The organism is Enterobacter cloacae complex sp. IR53041 (assembly GCF_049238285.1).
GTDB classification, from domain to species: Bacteria; Pseudomonadota; Gammaproteobacteria; order Enterobacterales; family Enterobacteriaceae; genus Enterobacter; species Enterobacter roggenkampii.
On the sequence record NZ_JBMKHB010000047.1, the window covers coordinates 1 to 14,874 of the forward strand.

At 56.7% G+C, this 14,874-nt stretch carries 16 protein-coding genes; 8 read left to right on the plus strand and 8 right to left on the minus strand.

All coding sequences use genetic code 11. The annotated features are described in order from the left end of the window. Positions 1-78, plus strand: a 78-nt coding sequence (locus ACOTXF_RS22090; protein WP_001401901.1) for an IS1 family transposase, incomplete at its 5' end; no start/stop codon positions are given. Between the two features lie 141 nt (positions 79-219). Here ACOTXF_RS22090 and ACOTXF_RS22095 read toward each other — a convergent pair. The 5 genes from ACOTXF_RS22095 to ACOTXF_RS22115 form a co-directional block, all read right to left on the minus strand. Then, positions 220-1,290 carry an ABC transporter ATP-binding protein gene (locus ACOTXF_RS22095; RefSeq protein WP_045415635.1) on the minus strand — a complete coding sequence of 357 codons (1,071 nt, stop codon included), beginning with the start codon at positions 1,288-1,290 and terminating at the stop codon, positions 220-222. Next, on the minus strand, positions 1,283-3,052 hold the full coding sequence (locus ACOTXF_RS22100) for an ABC transporter permease (protein ID WP_234115400.1): 1,770 nt from the start codon (positions 3,050-3,052) through the stop codon (positions 1,283-1,285). Before ACOTXF_RS22100 ends, ACOTXF_RS22095 begins: the two co-directional genes overlap by 8 nt. Before the next feature lie 80 nt (positions 3,053-3,132). Then, on the minus strand, positions 3,133-4,221 hold the full coding sequence (locus ACOTXF_RS22105) for an ABC transporter substrate-binding protein (RefSeq protein WP_048961953.1): 1,089 nt from the start codon (positions 4,219-4,221) through the stop codon (positions 3,133-3,135). Between the two features lie 168 nt (positions 4,222-4,389). After that, positions 4,390-5,085 carry a response regulator gene (locus tag ACOTXF_RS22110; RefSeq protein ID WP_023294489.1) on the minus strand — a complete coding sequence of 232 codons (696 nt, stop codon included), beginning with the start codon at positions 5,083-5,085 and terminating at the stop codon, positions 4,390-4,392. After that, positions 5,069-6,709, minus strand: a complete 1,641-nt coding sequence (locus tag ACOTXF_RS22115) for an ATP-binding protein (protein WP_048961952.1) — start codon at positions 6,707-6,709, stop codon at positions 5,069-5,071. Before ACOTXF_RS22115 ends, ACOTXF_RS22110 begins: the two co-directional genes overlap by 17 nt. A 176-nt stretch (positions 6,710-6,885) precedes the next feature. Between ACOTXF_RS22115 and yjdI the strand changes: the two genes are divergently transcribed. Both yjdI and ACOTXF_RS22125 read left to right on the plus strand, forming a co-directional pair. Further along, positions 6,886-7,116, plus strand: a complete 231-nt coding sequence (gene yjdI, locus ACOTXF_RS22120; protein ID WP_008499689.1) for a 4Fe-4S mono-cluster protein YjdI — start codon at positions 6,886-6,888, stop codon at positions 7,114-7,116. 10 nt (positions 7,117-7,126) lie between these two features. Further along, positions 7,127-7,399, plus strand: a complete 273-nt coding sequence (locus ACOTXF_RS22125) for a GNAT family N-acetyltransferase (protein WP_008499687.1) — start codon at positions 7,127-7,129, stop codon at positions 7,397-7,399. 170 nt (positions 7,400-7,569) lie between these two features. Here ACOTXF_RS22125 and ACOTXF_RS22130 read toward each other — a convergent pair whose 3' ends face one another. Then, entirely contained in the window at positions 7,570-8,181 is a 612-nt protein-coding gene (locus ACOTXF_RS22130; RefSeq protein WP_047746769.1) for a LysE family translocator, read from the minus strand. Positions 8,182-8,297: 116 nt separating this feature from the next. Here ACOTXF_RS22130 and ACOTXF_RS22135 point away from each other — a divergent pair, with 116 nt between their 5' ends. After that, on the plus strand, positions 8,298-8,750 hold the full coding sequence (locus ACOTXF_RS22135; RefSeq protein ID WP_021242030.1) for an Lrp/AsnC family transcriptional regulator: 453 nt from the start codon (positions 8,298-8,300) through the stop codon (positions 8,748-8,750). Positions 8,751-8,805: 55 nt separating this feature from the next. On the opposite strand, the gene ACOTXF_RS22140 is transcribed toward ACOTXF_RS22135, so the two are convergent. Both ACOTXF_RS22140 and ACOTXF_RS22145 read right to left on the minus strand, forming a co-directional pair. After that, positions 8,806-10,035, minus strand: a complete 1,230-nt coding sequence (locus ACOTXF_RS22140; RefSeq protein ID WP_047746767.1) for an amino acid permease — start codon at positions 10,033-10,035, stop codon at positions 8,806-8,808. A 119-nt stretch (positions 10,036-10,154) separates the two neighbouring features. Next, positions 10,155-10,616, minus strand: a complete 462-nt coding sequence (locus ACOTXF_RS22145; protein WP_023333288.1) for a multidrug/biocide efflux PACE transporter — start codon at positions 10,614-10,616, stop codon at positions 10,155-10,157. Positions 10,617-10,720: 104 nt separating this feature from the next. On the opposite strand from ACOTXF_RS22145, the gene ACOTXF_RS22150 reads away from it, so the two are divergent. The 4 genes from ACOTXF_RS22150 to kduD all read left to right on the plus strand — a co-directional run bounded on the left by ACOTXF_RS22150 (position 10,721) and on the right by kduD (position 14,756). Beyond that, positions 10,721-11,587, plus strand: coding sequence for a LysR family transcriptional regulator (locus tag ACOTXF_RS22150; RefSeq protein ID WP_045909903.1), 867 nt, complete (start codon positions 10,721-10,723; stop codon positions 11,585-11,587). Between the two features lie 93 nt (positions 11,588-11,680). Beyond that, entirely contained in the window at positions 11,681-12,859 is a 1,179-nt protein-coding gene (locus ACOTXF_RS22155; RefSeq protein WP_045415627.1) for an acetyl-CoA C-acetyltransferase, read from the plus strand. Positions 12,860-13,094: 235 nt separating this feature from the next. Next, a complete protein-coding gene (gene kduI, locus ACOTXF_RS22160; protein WP_047746764.1) occupies positions 13,095-13,931 on the plus strand; it encodes a 5-dehydro-4-deoxy-D-glucuronate isomerase in 837 nt (278 codons plus the stop codon). A gap of 63 nt (positions 13,932-13,994) precedes the next feature. Further along, a complete protein-coding gene (gene kduD, locus ACOTXF_RS22165) occupies positions 13,995-14,756 on the plus strand; it encodes a 2-dehydro-3-deoxy-D-gluconate 5-dehydrogenase KduD (protein ID WP_008499679.1) in 762 nt (253 codons plus the stop codon). The last annotated feature ends 118 nt before the right edge of the window (positions 14,757-14,874 follow it).

Below are 14,874 nucleotides of genomic sequence, written 5' to 3' on the forward strand. Positions count from 1 at the left end.
TCACTGTCGTTCTCAAAATCGGTGGAGCTGCATGACAAAGTCATCGGGCATTATCTGAACATAAAACACTATCAGTAAGTTGGAGTCATTACCGGGAAAATGGGTGGTAAATAAGCGTATCAAATTCAATGCGTTATATTTTATTGAGTTTGAGTTAAGTTAAACTAAATACATTTCTAATGTAAAAAGGCCGCATCCCGCAGCCTTTTCCTCTTAAATTCACCCTTTCGGAAACACCCACACATGCTTCTCCGGCAGCGAAAGATGGCAGTGCTGCGGATCCCGAACCTCATGCCCATACGCGCGGATCACAAAATCATCCCCCACCGTGCGGAACAGGTACTCCCAGCGGTCGCCAAGGTACATGCTGGTGAGCAGCGGCAGCTCAAGCTGATTTTCCCCAGGCCCCTCGACCACCGCGACGCGCTCGACGCGGATCACCGCCGTGGCGTCAGCGCCACTCTGCACGCCTTCACCGGCCTGGCCCCACAGCACCCAGCCTTTGCCTTCGATGCGCGCTCTGCCGTCGCGCACGTCGGTGACCTTGCCGTGCAGGCGGTTGTTGCTGCCCATGAACTCGGCGGTAAACAGCGTCTTCGGCGAGCCGTACATCTCCTGCGGCGTACCCTGTTGCTCAATTTTGCCGTTGTTCAGCAGCAGGATGCGGTCGGAAATGGACATCGCTTCGTTCTGGTCGTGCGTCACCATCAGCGCCGATAGCCCGAGCTTGATAATCAGCTCGCGCAGGAACACGCGGGCCTCTTCGCGCAGCTTGGCGTCGAGGTTGGAAAGCGGCTCGTCCAGCAAAATCACCGGCGGGTTGTAGACCAGCGCCCGGCCAATCGCCACGCGCTGCTGCTGCCCACCGGAGAGCTGATGCGGGTGACGTTTGCCAAGATGGCCCAGACCAAGCTGGTCCAGCACGTCCTGCACGCGCTGCTGGATCTCTTTGGCCGGGACTTTGCGCAGCTTGAGCGGATAGGCCACGTTCTCAAACACGGTTTTGTGCGGCCACAGGGCGTATGACTGGAATACCAGCCCCAGGTTACGCTCTTCCGCCGGGACCTCGCTGCGCGGCGTACCGTCGTAAACTTTATTGTTGCCAATCACAATCGACCCCTGGGTCGGTTTTTCCAGACCCGCGACGGCGCGGAGAAGGGTGGTTTTACCGCTGCCGGAGGGGCCTAACAGGGAGACCACTTCGCCGCGCTTCAGGTTCATGGAGACACCTTTTAAAACAGGATTGTCGCCGTAGGTTAAGTGCAGATCGTCAACCGCTAATTCAATCATGTATTTTCACTCCGAAACGAAGGGCAATGCCCAGACCTACCACGACCAGCAGGATGTTAATGAAAGAGAGCGCCGCCACGATATCAATGGCACCCGCGGCCCAGAGGGAAACCAGCATCGAGCCGATGGTCTCCGTGCCGGGTGAAAGCAGGTACACACCCGTTGAGTATTCGCGTTCAAAGATCAGGAACATCAGCAGCCACGAACCGATCAGACCGTAGCGGGAGAGCGGTATGGTGACGTGGCGGGTGATCTGCCCGCGCGTCGCCCCGGTGCTGCGCGCCGCCTCTTCAAGCTCCGGCCCTACCTGCAGCAGCGTGGAAGAGATAAGCCTCAGCCCGTAAGCCATCCACACCACGGTATAGGCCAGCCAGACGCTGAAAATGGTGCTGCGCAGCGAGCGTAGCCAGACGATGACGTTTTCACGCATCCAGTCGGTCCAGGCAAACCCGGAAAGCCAGCCGGATTTCAGTGAGTTATCCAGCCACATCGGCAGGAACAGGAACACCCACAGGAAGGCCAGACCCGCCAGCAGGCCAGGCACGGCGCGCGGTACCAGCACGCTGTAGTCCAGGAAACGCGTGGTGTTATCCGGCTTGCGGTGCATGGCGATGCCGACAAACAGGTAGCACACCACGGCCAGCGCGCCGCCAATCACGCCAATCGCCATGGAGTTGACGATGGCGCGCAGCAGGTTGGGCTGCGCCCAGATGGTACGGAAGGTGTTCAGAGAAAGCTCGTCCCACAGCGAAACGCCCACGCCCCAGTTGGAGATAAACGCGCGCAGCACCACGCCGAGCAACGGAACGCCAATGGTGACGGTGAGCCAGAAGGCAATCACCGCGCCAGCCACCCAGCGCCATTTACCCAGCGGCAGAGCCCGGGCCTGCGAGGCCTTGCCCTTCATGGTGACGAAGCGGTTGGCGGTGCGCATCAGGCGACGCTGGAGCATCACCAGCGGGATGGTGATGCAGATGAGCACTACGGCAACCGCCGCCATCAGGTTATAGGACGGGGTACCCATCTTGTTCGTCAGCTTATAAAGATAGGTCGCCAGCACCATGTTGCCTTCCGGGTCGCCGAGGACCAGCATCAGGCCGAACACTTCCAGCCCGAGGAAGAACAGCAGCACGGTGGCGTACAGAATAGACGGGCGCACCATCGGCAGGCTGACGGAGGTCATCACCTGCCAGGGCGACGCGCCCGCGGTGCGCGCGGCTTCTTCCACGTCGGAGCCCACGCTGCGCAGCGCTGACGAGATATACAGATAGGCGTGCGGGACGTGCGTCAGGCCGGCAATGACCACAATGCTCGACATGTCGTAGATATTCCACGGCACAAAGCCAATCAGCGCCTCCGCCCACTGGGAGAGAAAGCCCACCGGACCGGCGGCCACCACGTAGCCGAAGCCCAGCACCATCGGTGAAACGAAAATCGGGACCAGGATCAGCGGCTCAATCAGCCGGCGACCGGGCAGGTCGGTACGCACCATCAGAAACGCCAGCACGCCGCCCAGCGGGATAGAGATAAAGACCAGCCCGAAAGCCAGAATAAAGCCGCTTTTCAGGGCCTTATAAAAATCAGGATCGGTGAAAATAAAATCAAATGATTCAAAGCCCCACTCTTTTGACGGCGAAAAGAACGGCGCGGACAGGAAGCTCTGGATCACGATAAACGACAGCGGCGTGTAGATAACCAGGGCGGTTATCAGCACGACGATGCCTCGCGGCAGGCTTTGCCACTTTCTGCGTAATGTATTCATGGGGTATCCCTGGTGTTGCAGCCCAGAAAAACGAACTCAGTCGATAAGGGCGCGCGGCGGCCAGCGCCGCGCTCAGACGCTTATTTACCGGCGGCGGTACGCCACTCTTTGATGTACTCGAGGCGTTTTTTCGGCTGCAGGTATTCCAGCAGCGTTTCATCAACCGGGATCGGCTTAAGCGCGTTGCCGAGGATTTTGGTCAGGCCGTCGATATCATTTTTCCCTTCGATATCGTTACGAATGGACGGAATGTCCGCCTGATTGGCCAGAATGCTTTGCCCTTTTTCAGAGAGCACGTAGTCGAGCCACAGTTTGGCCGCGTTGCTGTTTTGCGACTGCTGGCTGATGAACGACACGCGCGACAGCACCAGGGTGTAATCCTTCGGATAGGAGATGCCGAGTGACGGATCGTTTTTCGCACGCGCTTCCGCGTAGGAACCGAGGATGTTGAAGCCAATCAGGTTTTCACCGGAGGAGACGCGCTCCATCATGGTGCCGGTAGACGACTGCACCGACAGGCCCCCTTTGGCGACGTCGGCCAGGGTCTTAAAGTAGTTTGGATCGGCGTTGTGATCCTGCACCGAGAGCATAAAGCCCAGACCCGATTTTTCGATATCGTAGGTGGTGACTTTGTTCTTGAATTTGTCCGTCTGGCTGGCAATCAGCTTCGCCAGCGCGGCGTGAGAATCCGGCACGTCACCGGCCGGAATCAGGCGCTTGTTGTAGATGAAGACCACCGGCTCATAGGTGGTGCCGTAGGCCTTATCTTTCCAGACCGCCCATTTCGGCAGCTGGCTTTGCTCCGGAGATTTGTACTCCATGGCGTAGTCGGTGGCGAGCTTCAGGCCCGTGTCCATCGAGGAGCTCCAGACCACGTCGCCGCTCACGCCGCCGGAAGCCTGTTCGCTGATGAAACGGTTGTACAGCTCGGTGCTGTTCATGTCGTTGTATTCGACTTTGATGCCCGGGTAGGTTTTTTCGAAGCCCTGGATCAGCGGCCCGGCAGCTTTGATGTCGGTAGTGGAATAGATGACAACCTTGCCCTCTTTTGTGGCGGCATCAACCACTTTTTGATACTCAGCAGGATAACCCTGCGGCAGGGCAGACAGTGCAGAAGCAGAGAACAGTACGGTAGCGGTAAGCAGAGAAATTCGGAACGTGTTCGACATTATAGTTAACCTTTTAGTTACATTTGAGGAACTAATTGTCAACATAGCGTAAAGCGCGCCTCCGACAATAGGGAGGCGAGGGCAATGATTCCGAAGTGTGATTGTCGCCGTCGTTTCAGCAATTAACACCATAAAATCCGCGAACGTTAGCCAACGAACGGTTGCGGATTACGGTTTATCGGGGGCTTTGCGGTATAACCGGCGAGGATGACCAATATTGCCGTACAGCATTTCAATGCTGATTAACCCACTCTCCACGCAGTATTCGAGGTAGCGACGCCCCGTGGTTTTGCTGATCCCCACGTTTTCCACCACCTCTTCAACCGACATCGCGCTGTCGGGATGCTCGGCGAACAGGCGTTTTATCCGCTCCAGCGTCTGGGGTTCAATGCCCTTTGTGGATGGCGTTACGGAGGCTTCCGCGGCAGGCAGATGAAACAGGCGATCCAGCGCATGCTGGTCGACCACCTTCACCTGCTGTACGGTGTGGATGAAGCGCATAAAACGCTCCAGCGAGGCGTGCAGGCGCTGGAAAAAGACGGGCTTGATGAGGTAGTCAAACGCGCCGCTGCGCATGGCGTGGCTGCAGGTCTGCATATCGCTGGCGGCGGTGATGAAGATCACCGAGCATTCGTAGCTTTTCAGCAGCGGGTTATCGATGAGCTCCACGCCTTTACCGTCCGGGAGATAGTTGTCCAGCAGGATAAGCCGCGGCTGATGCTGACGAATCAGGCTGCATGCCTGCTCAATCGACGCGGCGATGCCCACCACGCGCAAATGAAAATTCTGCTCGATATACTCGCGATGCAGCTCTGCCAGGTGCGGCTCATCTTCAACGATCACAACATCAAGTGCTCGGGTCATGCTTTAGCCCATTCGGAATAAACACAGAAAAAATGGTCCCTTGTGGCGTGTTGTCGGCAATCTCAATGCTGCCGCCAGCCTTGTCGATATATCCTGCCACCAGATACAGGCCAATACCGTGCTCGGTACCCACAATGTCGTTTTCACGTTCCGGCTTGCTGCTGAATCCCTGGCGGAAAATATGCGGCTTCATCGCATCCTCCACCCCGCAGCCCCGGTCGGCCACCTCGATCAGCAGCTCCTGGTTACGGTCAGAAATGTAGAGTTCCACCGGCGCGGGGACCGGGGCCTTAAGGGTCGCGTCCACCGCGTTATCCAGCAGGTTACCAATAATAGACATCAGCTCCGTTTCGTTGAGCGTGACTGGCATGCGGGTGAGCTGGCAGGCGGGATCAAACAGCAGTTCGATGCCTTTTTCGCGGGCGCTGACGTATTTTCCGAGCAGCAGCCCGCACAGCGCGGGAGAGGAAAAACGGGCGGAGACAAAGTCCAGCACCCGCTGCGCACCTTCGGACTGCACCTGAATGTAGCGAATCGCCTCGTCATAGTGTTTCATCTGCAGCAAGCCCACCAGCGTGGCGGTCCAGTTCAGCTGCTCGTGGCGCATAATGCGCAGGTTATCCGCATAGCGCTTGATCTGACTGAGCTGGCTGCTGAGGGTGTTGATGTCATTTTTGTCGCGAAAGCTGTATACCCAGCCGCTTTCAACGCCGGGCTCGACCTCAATCGCCACGCGGTTGACGATTACCTCCCGCTGGTTCAGCACGGCAATCTGGTCGTGGCTACCGCTGCTCACCGAGGCGTAGCGCTGGGATAAAAAGCCCGGCGACGTCTGCAGAACGTCTTCCAGCGGTTTGCCGATAAGCGCTTTCTCACTTTGCCGGATATCCAGCATTTCTCGTGCGGCGCGGTTAATTAAAATCAGCTGCTTCTCATCATTGACGGCAAATACCCCCTCATACATGGCTTCTAATAGCGCGCGCTGCTGCAAAACCAGCTGAGCGATATCTTTCGGCTCCAGTCGGAACATCTGTTTTTTGAGATTGCGGGTAAACAGCCAGGAGAACATAAACAGCAGCAGCAGAAGCCCCGCGCCGTACAGCCCGGACTGCCAGAGAATGCGGGCGTTAATATTGGCAATATAGGAGGTCAGATAGCCGACCGAGACAATACCAATCACCTGGTGCTGCGCGTTAAAGATCGGCGCTTTGCTGCGCAGTGAAACCCCAATCCCGCCCTGGCGCACGGAAATAATGGTTTTGCCCTGTAATACTTCAGCATTATCCCCGCCGATCATCGGTAAATTTATGCGCTCCGGGGATTCCGAATGATAAAGGTGCTGTTCCTCGGTATCGCCAATCACAATGTAACTGGCATCGCTTTGGGCGCGCAGCGGCTGAATTAACCGGGCGATGCCGGGGATATCTCTGGCCGCGACCATGGCCGCCAGACCCGGCATCAGCGCGATCTGGCTGGCCTGCACCCGGGCGCGCTGGCCGAGATCGTGATGGAGCTGCCGGTCAATAAAATGAAACAGGATCGTTCCCAGCAGAACTAACAGCAGGCAGGAGAAGCAAACCAGCGCTAAAAACAGCTTTACCTGAAAAGAGAGTCTGCGTTTCATTCAACCTGCGGATGTTATGTAAAAGTGACATTTGCCGAGCCTGACATGGGCAAATAGCGGACGCAATCTGGCAAGAAAAGAGTTGTGACCTGGCTTTTCGTTTTCGGCGTTATAGCCATCAGGATCCCGTCAGGCTATGCTTCATTCAGCACGATAATAATTACAGAGGCAATGTCATGGATAAAGAGCTACTGGATGCGGGTTACCGGGCCTATACCGGCGAGAAAATTGACGTCTACTTCAACACCGGGATCTGCAAACACTCCGGTAACTGCGTGCGTGGCAGCGCAAAGCTGTTTAATCTGAAACGTAAACCGTGGATTATTCCCGATGAAGTGGACGTTGAAACGGTTGTCCGCGTGATTGATACCTGCCCGAGCGGTGCGCTGAAGTATCGCCAAAAATAAGCGAGGAACCATGGATATTCTGGAAGGCCATAACAAGTTTTACGTGAATGATGCGAACGGCAACCAGGTCGCGGAGATTGTCTTCGTGCCGACCGGCGAGCACCTCAGCATTATCGAGCACACCGATGTGGATGAGAGCCTGAAAGGGCAGGGCGTCGGTAAACAGCTGGTGGCGAAAGTGGTGGAGAAGATGCGCGGTGAGAACCGCAAAATTATTCCGCTGTGCCCGTTCGCGAAACATGAGTTTGATAAAACGCGGGAATATGACGATATTCGGGCGTAACTCACACCGGCGATGGCCGGTGTTTTTTTCAGACTGCTGACAACGTGCGATTTGTGAGTTTCGCCCGGCGGCGCTACGCTTGCACGGGCCTACAATGAATTGTGCAATTAATTGATATCGTTGTGAAATATAGGCCGGGTAAGCGCAGCGCCACCCGGCAAAAAAGACAGTTATCTCACCTGCTCAAGCAGCAATACCATCGCGATCAGCACCATCAACCCTCCCGATGCCCTGCTCACCAGACGGGCCGCCTGTGGCCGGGTCGCCAGCACCGCTTTCGAACCATACCCCACCAGCAGATAGACCAGGGTACAGGTAATAAGGTGCATCATCCCAAGCGCAGACATCTGCATCGCTATCGACCAGCTTCCGGTTGGGTCTGTAAACTGCGGAAGCAGGGCCAGGAACAGCAAAAAAACCTTCGGGTTAAGGCCGCTAATGCAGAGTCCTTTCACCGCCCACTGCGTCCAGTTACCCGCATGCTGGGTGGCCTTCTCCGGTGCGGCCGGGTGACGCATTAACGTTATGCCAAGCCACAGGAGATACAGGGCTCCCGCCACGGTCAGCCCGGCTAACGCCAGCGGATGTTGAGCAATCAATACCCCCACGCCTGCCACCACAATCAATGTGGCTAGCAGATGCCCGGACATCAGCCCCATCACCGCCGGGACCACGCGGCGTCCATTAATTCCGGCGCTAATAGCGTAGGCCCAGTCGGCCCCCGGGGTCATGATGAGCAGAAACGAAACCACCCAAAAGCCGGCCACAATACTCATTTCCATCGTCCTGAAATACTCCCGCAGTGCGTTATACGTTGCGAAAAAGAATATCGCTAACACTGCGAAATAGGCTTTCAATGTTATGCTCATAACACGGTGAAAATGAGAAAATCTTCCACATGGATAGCATCGATAGAAAAATTCTTGCTGAGCTGCAGTCCGACGGCCGCCTGTCGCTTACCGAACTGGCTGAGCGGGTGAATCTGAGCCTCTCGCCGTGCCATCGTCGCGTGCGGGCGCTGGAGCAAAGCGGGGCCATAACGGGATACCGTGCCAGCCTCGACCCCGCCAAAATGGGATTTAATTTCCTGGCGATAGTGTTCGCGACGCTGAAAGAGGGTGACCGCAAGGCGGTCAGCGCGTTTGAAGAGGCGGTGGAAGAGATCCCGCAGATTGTGCTGGCCCAGCGCCTGTTTGGCGATCCTGATTATCTGATGCACGTCGTGACCCGCGACCTTTCCGCTTTCCAGAAGCTCTACGACGAGAAGCTCTCCGCTATGCCCGGCGTGCAGCATCTTCGCTCAACGCTTGTCATGAAAACGGTGGTGCAGGACAGGCCTTTTCCGCTGTAAGCAGGAGGCCGGGACTGAATGGCCTGCCCGGCAGCGCGCCGGGCAGGAAAGGGAATTAGCCGACAAACATCACCGACACGCACAGCACCCCGACGATCAGCGTCAGCAGGTTGCCAATGGAACGGTACTGTTTCAGGGAGGGGATCAAATACGTCGACAGCGTCGGCATGATAAACAGGATCATGGCGATAAGCGGGCCGCTGATGGCGTAAATCATCGAAATGGCGTTCGGGTTAATGCAGCAGACGGCAAAGGTGATTAACGACACCCCCAGGATGGATATCGCGCGGTTAAAGGCGCGGCTCTTTTTCACGCCCACCTGGTTCAGCGACGACTTCACGATCTCCGTCGCCCCTTCAATCACCCCAAAATAGGTGCCGAGAAACGATTTCGACATCGCAATAATCGCCACGACAATCCCGGAAATGCCGAGCCACGCCGGTGAAGAGGGCATCATCGACAGCGCAGACAGGATTGTCACCCCTTCCTCTTTGGCGGCCACAATATACGACGGCGGAATAGAGAGCAGGCAGCTGAAGACGAAGAACAGCACGCTCAGGCAGATAATCAGGTATGCCACCTTCATGATTTTCTTGCATTTAGCCATGGCCTCGTCCCCGAACTTCTCGCGACGGTCAACGGCAAACGTGGAGATAATCGGGGTATGGCTGAACGCAAACACCATCACCGGAATCGAAATCCAGACCTGGTGCAGCGTATGGCGATCCACGGCCATCTGGCTGGTCAGCAGCGAGGGCTGCCAGCTGCCGATCAGGTAGAGCGAGACAAACAGGAAATAGGCAATCAGCGGAAACACCAGGAAGCCCATCACTTTTATCGTGATATGCCGTCCCATCAGGAAGATCAGATTCAGGACCAGCACCACGCCCAGGCTGACCAGCACGCGAACGGTGGTGTCTACCGTCAGGTGTTTTGCCAGCTGCTCAGTTAACGAGTTGGTGATGGCCACCGCATAAATCTGCACCACCACAAAGAAGGCGATGAAATAGAGCGTGGTGATCAGGTTGCCGATCTTCCTGCCGTAATAGTGCGAAACGGCGCCGGTGATCCCTTCGTTGCCTTTTGTTTTCGACGACAGGATAAATTGCGCCAGCGCTTTGTGCGGCCAGTAGGTTAAGGGATAGGCCACGAGGGCGGTAATAAACAGGACGATTGCGCCTGCGGAGCCCAGCTGAATGGGCAGGAAGAGCGTTCCTGCGCCCACGGCTGTGCCGTAGAGAGCGAAACTCCAGAGAGTCTCATCTTTTGACCAAATTTTCGACATTAGAGCAACGTATCAACTATCAAACCATCAGAATGGCGTGCAATTTACCATAGTTATGTACGGAGAGCGCAGTTGCTTCGAAGGCGTTTGGCCGGAACGGACGTCCGGCCAGAAGGCGTTTAGCCTGCCAGGGCGCGTCGTTGCTGGCGGCGCTTAAGAAATTTCTCGCGGAGGCAATCGTACGCCCAGTTATAGAACATGGTGTACGGCAGGAAGAACAGGAAGAAACCTATTTCCAGTGTGAATGCCTGCAGCAGGGTGACGCCCAGTACGGCGGCGACAATCGACACGCCGATCACAATAAACCCGCATTCGAACCCCAGCGCATGCAACGCACGCACTTTTGCCGTACGTTTGACGCGCTGAACGGGCCAGAAACGGTCGAAGCCGAAGTTATAAATAATGTTCCACAGCATGGCGGTGGTCGCCAGAATAATGGTCAACCCACCCATTTCCACCACGGAACGCTGCATGAGCCACGCCGCCGTAGGGGCGAGGATCGCCGTCGCGATCCCTTCAAAACAGACAGCATGAAAGATCCGCTCCGGCAGTTTACGTTGGAGTGCATCCTGATGTTGCATAGCGATAGACCTCGTTATTCACCGGTATCGGCGTTGATGCGGCCTATTTTCATCGCTAAAGCTGATATATTAAAGATAGTATCCATCGCTAAAGTAGATAGGTTATGCGCTATTCACCCGAAGCCCTTACCGCGTTTGTCGAGACCGTTGCGGCAGGCTCTTTCTCTGCGGCCGCACGCCGGCTGCGTAAAAGCCAGTCGACGGTCAGCACGTCCATTGCCCATCTTGAAGCCGATCTGGGCTTCGAGCTGTTTGACCGCTCGGCACGCCAGCCGGTGTTAACGGCCCAGGGGGAACAGGTGCTGGGCTATGTGCAGGCTATTCTCGCCGCCAGCACGCGGCTGGATGAGCTGGCGGTGTCGCTATCGGCGCAAACGGAGGCGCGTCTGACGTTTGTCCTTTCCGATACCCTCAACCCGGACGTGCTGGAAGAGATGATGAAACAGTTTGACGCGCGCTTTCCCCATACGGAATTCGAATGTCTGATTGGCGAGGAGGAGGACGTGATCGATCTCCTGCAAAAGGAGCGAGCGCAGATTGGCCTCACCGAGGCGCGAGACGGTTATCCTACGGATATCGGCGCCATCCGGCTGCCGATGCAGACCCGCATGGCGATCTATGTCGCGACTACGCATCCGCTCGCCGGACAACATGACGTTCAGCGTGACGAGCTGCACGGCTGGCGAGAGCTGCGGCTGAGCACCTATCTTGAGCGCGAGGCGGAGATCGCGCGCGGGCCCGTCTGGTCAGCCCCGAATTACCTGTTACTCTTGAGTATGGCGGTACAGGGATTTGGATGGTGCGTCTTGCCGTGCGCGCTGGTGGATGAGTTTGCCGCCGCGAAATCCCTGGTACAGCTCAATGTTCCCGGCTGGCCGCGGGCGATCGGCATCGATCTGCTGTGGAATAAACGCTCCCCTCCCGGTGTTGCCGGAAGCTGGCTGCGGCAGTATCTGCAGGATGCACGCTGATCCTTGTGATTAAACTCACTATTTTTAAACAATTAAGATAATTGCCAGTAACAATCCTCTACTATCGTCATGTCATTTAACACAGAGGTCGTGATGAAAGATGTCGTAATAGTGGGTGCGTTGCGTACAGCTATCGGCTGTTTTCAGGGAGCGCTTGCGCGTCACTCGGCGGTTGACCTGGGGAGCGTGGTGGTGAAAGCGCTCGTGGAACGTAGCGGGATCGCAGCACATGAAGTTGACGAGGTGATTCTGGGACAGGTCCTCACGGCCGGTGCCGGGCAAAACCCTGCGCGTCAGGCGGCGCTGAAAGGCGGGCTGCCCAATACCGTCTCCGCCATCACCATCAACGACGTCTGTGGTTCAGGATTAAAAGCGCTGCATCTCGCGACGCAGGCCATTCAGTGTGGTGAGGCGGACGTGATCATTGCGGGCGGGCAGGAGAATATGAGCCGCGCGCCACACGTGTTGACCGACAGCCGCACCGGCGCACAGCTGGGCAACAGTCAGCTGCTCGACAGCCTGGTGCATGACGGCCTGTGGGATGCCTTCAATGACTATCATATGGGCGTGACGGCGGAAAATCTGGCGCGCGAGTACGGTATCAGCCGTGAGGTGCAGGATGCCTATGCGCTGAGCTCGCAGCAAAAAGCGCGTGCGGCGATTGATTCCGGTCGTTTTCGCGACGAAATTGTCCCGGTCAGCGCGCTGCGTCAGAACGGCGAGGTGATGGTTGTGGATACCGATGAACAGCCGCGCACCGACGCCAGCGCTGAAGGGCTGGCCAGGCTGAATCCTGCTTTTGAAATGCAGGGCTCGGTGACGGCGGGAAACGCCTCTTCCATTAACGACGGCGCTGCTGCCGTCATGATGATGAGCGAAAGCAAAGCCCTCGAACTCGATCTACCCGTGCTTGCCCGCATTAAGGCATTCGCCAGCGTGGGGGTTGATCCTGCGCTAATGGGGATCGCGCCGGTCTACGCCACCCGTCGCTGTCTGGAGCGTGCGGGGTGGCAGCTTTCTGATGTGGATCTGATCGAAGTGAACGAAGCCTATGCCGCACAGGCGATCTCCGTCGGAAAAATGCTGGAGTGGGATCCGCTGCGGGTTAACGTGAACGGTGGGGCGATCGCGCTGGGGCACCCGATTGGGGCGTCAGGCTGCCGGATCCTGGTTTCGCTGGTCCACGAAATGAAAAAGCGCAATGCCCGCAAAGGGATTGCCACGCTCTGTATCGGCGGTGGGCAAGGGGTGGCGCTGGCCATCGAACGCTAACCTTTCCTCATTGAAAAGACCTCCTCCGGGAGGTTTTTTTGTGCCCTTTTTCTCCCGTCGGTTTAATTGTGATCCGAATATCATTTCCGTTATAAACAAAAATAAAAAATGAAACGTTGTTTTAAATGTAATTGAAAAGCTCACTTTATGCCGATAGTATGTGCTTATTATGAAAAACGGAACGCTGTTTCGTTTTACTTCCCGCCTTCGGGCATGACCACATCTGGAGGTTACCGTGGACGTCAGAGAAAGCATCCACAGCGCGCACGCCAAAACGCTGGATACGCAGGGGCTGCGCAAGGCATTTTTAGTCGAGCAGATATTCGAGGCTGACAGGTACACCATGGTTTACAGCCATATCGACCGCATTGTTGTGGGCGGCATTATGCCCGTCACGAAAACCGTCTCCGTGGGCGGCGAGGTCGGTAAACAGCTGGGCGTGAATTATTTCCTCGAACGTCGCGAGCTGGGGGTGATTAACATCGGCGGGCCGGGCACCATCACCGTAGACGGACGGTGCTATGAGATTGGCCATCGCGAGGCGCTGTACGTGGGTAAAGGGGCGAAATACGTGGTCTTTGCCAGCATCGACGCCAGCAGGCCTGCGAAATTCTACTATAACTGCGCGCCGGCCCACGCCACCTGTCCAACCAAAAAGGTGACCCCGGCAGACGTCGCGCCCGTGACGCTGGGCGACAACCTCACCAGCAATCGCCGCACCATCAATAAATACTTCGTGCCGGACGTGCTGGAGACCTGCCAGCTCAGCATGGGGTTGACCGAACTTGCGCCGGGCAACCTGTGGAATACCATGCCGTGCCATACCCACGAGCGCCGCATGGAAGTCTACTTCTACTTCAACATGGATGAGGACGCGTGCGTGTTCCACATGATGGGACAGCCGCAGGAAACGCGCCATATCGTGATGCATAACGAGCAGGCGGTGATTTCGCCGAGCTGGTCTATTCATTCCGGCGTAGGGACAAAAGCCTACACCTTTATCTGGGGAATGGTGGGTGAAAACCAGGTCTTTGATGATATGGACCATGTTGCGGTCAGCGATCTGCGCTAGTCGCGGGCAGTGAAGCATAAACCTGCCTGTGAGTGACAGGCTCTGAAAGAGTAAGGAATAAACATGATTCTGGATGCATTCTCTCTGCAGGGGAAAGTGGCGGTGGTTTCCGGGTGTGACACCGGGCTGGGTCAGGGGATGGCGTTAGGCCTGGCGGAAGCGGGCTGCGATATCGTCGGAATTAATATCGTTGAACCGACGGAAACCCTCGAGCGCGTGACGGCCCTGGGCCGCCGCTTCCTGAGCCTGACCGCCGACCTGCGTAAAATCGATGCCATTCCTGAACTGCTGGATCGCGCGGTGGCGGAATTCGGTCACATCGACATTCTGGTCAACAACGCCGGGCTGATTCGCCGTGAAGATGCGATCAATTTCAGCGAGCGCGACTGGGACGACGTGATGGATCTGAACATCAAGAGCGTTTTTTTCATGTCCCAGGCGGCGGCAAAGCACTTTATCGCGCAGGGGAACGGCGGCAAGATCGTGAATATTGCCTCCATGCTCTCGTTCCAGGGCGGTATCCGCGTGCCGTCTTACACCGCCTCCAAAAGCGCCGTGATGGGCGTGACCCGCCTGCTGGCAAACGAGTGGGCGAAACACAACATCAATGTGAATGCGATTGCGCCGGGTTACATGGCGACCAACAACACGCAGCAGCTGCGTGCGGACGAGCAGCGTAGCGCGGAAATCCTCGACCGCATTCCGGCGGGGCGCTGGGGGCTTCCGGGCGATCTGATGGGGCCGGTGGTCTTTCTGGCCTCGTCGGCATCGGACTATATCAACGGCTACACCGTGGCGGTCGATGGCGGCTGGCTGGCGCGATAGCCCGCATCGGGTCTGGACCTCTGCTTTTGGGCAGAGGTTTTTTTTGCTTAAAAATTGTCAAAATCCATATGGATAAAGACGGAAAATCCATACTAAAAAGTCATGAACGACAGCCATC

Excerpts from the sequence above, each read along its gene's own strand:
- ACOTXF_RS22095 (WP_045415635.1), bottom strand. The coding sequence starts at position 1,290 with ATGATTGAATTAGCGGTTGACGATCTGCACTTAACCTACGGCGACAAT.
- ACOTXF_RS22100 (WP_234115400.1), bottom strand. The coding sequence starts at position 3,052 with ATGAATACATTACGCAGAAAGTGGCAAAGCCTGCCGCGAGGCATCGTC.
- ACOTXF_RS22105 (WP_048961953.1), bottom strand. The coding sequence starts at position 4,221 with ATGTCGAACACGTTCCGAATTTCTCTGCTTACCGCTACCGTACTGTTC.
- ACOTXF_RS22110 (WP_023294489.1), bottom strand. The coding sequence starts at position 5,085 with ATGACCCGAGCACTTGATGTTGTGATCGTTGAAGATGAGCCGCACCTG.
- ACOTXF_RS22115 (WP_048961952.1), bottom strand. The coding sequence starts at position 6,709 with ATGAAACGCAGACTCTCTTTTCAGGTAAAGCTGTTTTTAGCGCTGGTT.
- yjdI (WP_008499689.1), top strand. The coding sequence starts at position 6,886 with ATGGATAAAGAGCTACTGGATGCGGGTTACCGGGCCTATACCGGCGAG.
- ACOTXF_RS22125 (WP_008499687.1), top strand. The coding sequence starts at position 7,127 with ATGGATATTCTGGAAGGCCATAACAAGTTTTACGTGAATGATGCGAAC.
- ACOTXF_RS22130 (WP_047746769.1), bottom strand. The coding sequence starts at position 8,181 with ATGGAAATGAGTATTGTGGCCGGCTTTTGGGTGGTTTCGTTTCTGCTC.
- ACOTXF_RS22135 (WP_021242030.1), top strand. The coding sequence starts at position 8,298 with ATGGATAGCATCGATAGAAAAATTCTTGCTGAGCTGCAGTCCGACGGC.
- ACOTXF_RS22140 (WP_047746767.1), bottom strand. The coding sequence starts at position 10,035 with ATGTCGAAAATTTGGTCAAAAGATGAGACTCTCTGGAGTTTCGCTCTC.
- ACOTXF_RS22145 (WP_023333288.1), bottom strand. The coding sequence starts at position 10,616 with ATGCAACATCAGGATGCACTCCAACGTAAACTGCCGGAGCGGATCTTT.
- ACOTXF_RS22150 (WP_045909903.1), top strand. The coding sequence starts at position 10,721 with ATGCGCTATTCACCCGAAGCCCTTACCGCGTTTGTCGAGACCGTTGCG.
- ACOTXF_RS22155 (WP_045415627.1), top strand. The coding sequence starts at position 11,681 with ATGAAAGATGTCGTAATAGTGGGTGCGTTGCGTACAGCTATCGGCTGT.
- kduD (WP_008499679.1), top strand. The coding sequence starts at position 13,995 with ATGATTCTGGATGCATTCTCTCTGCAGGGGAAAGTGGCGGTGGTTTCC.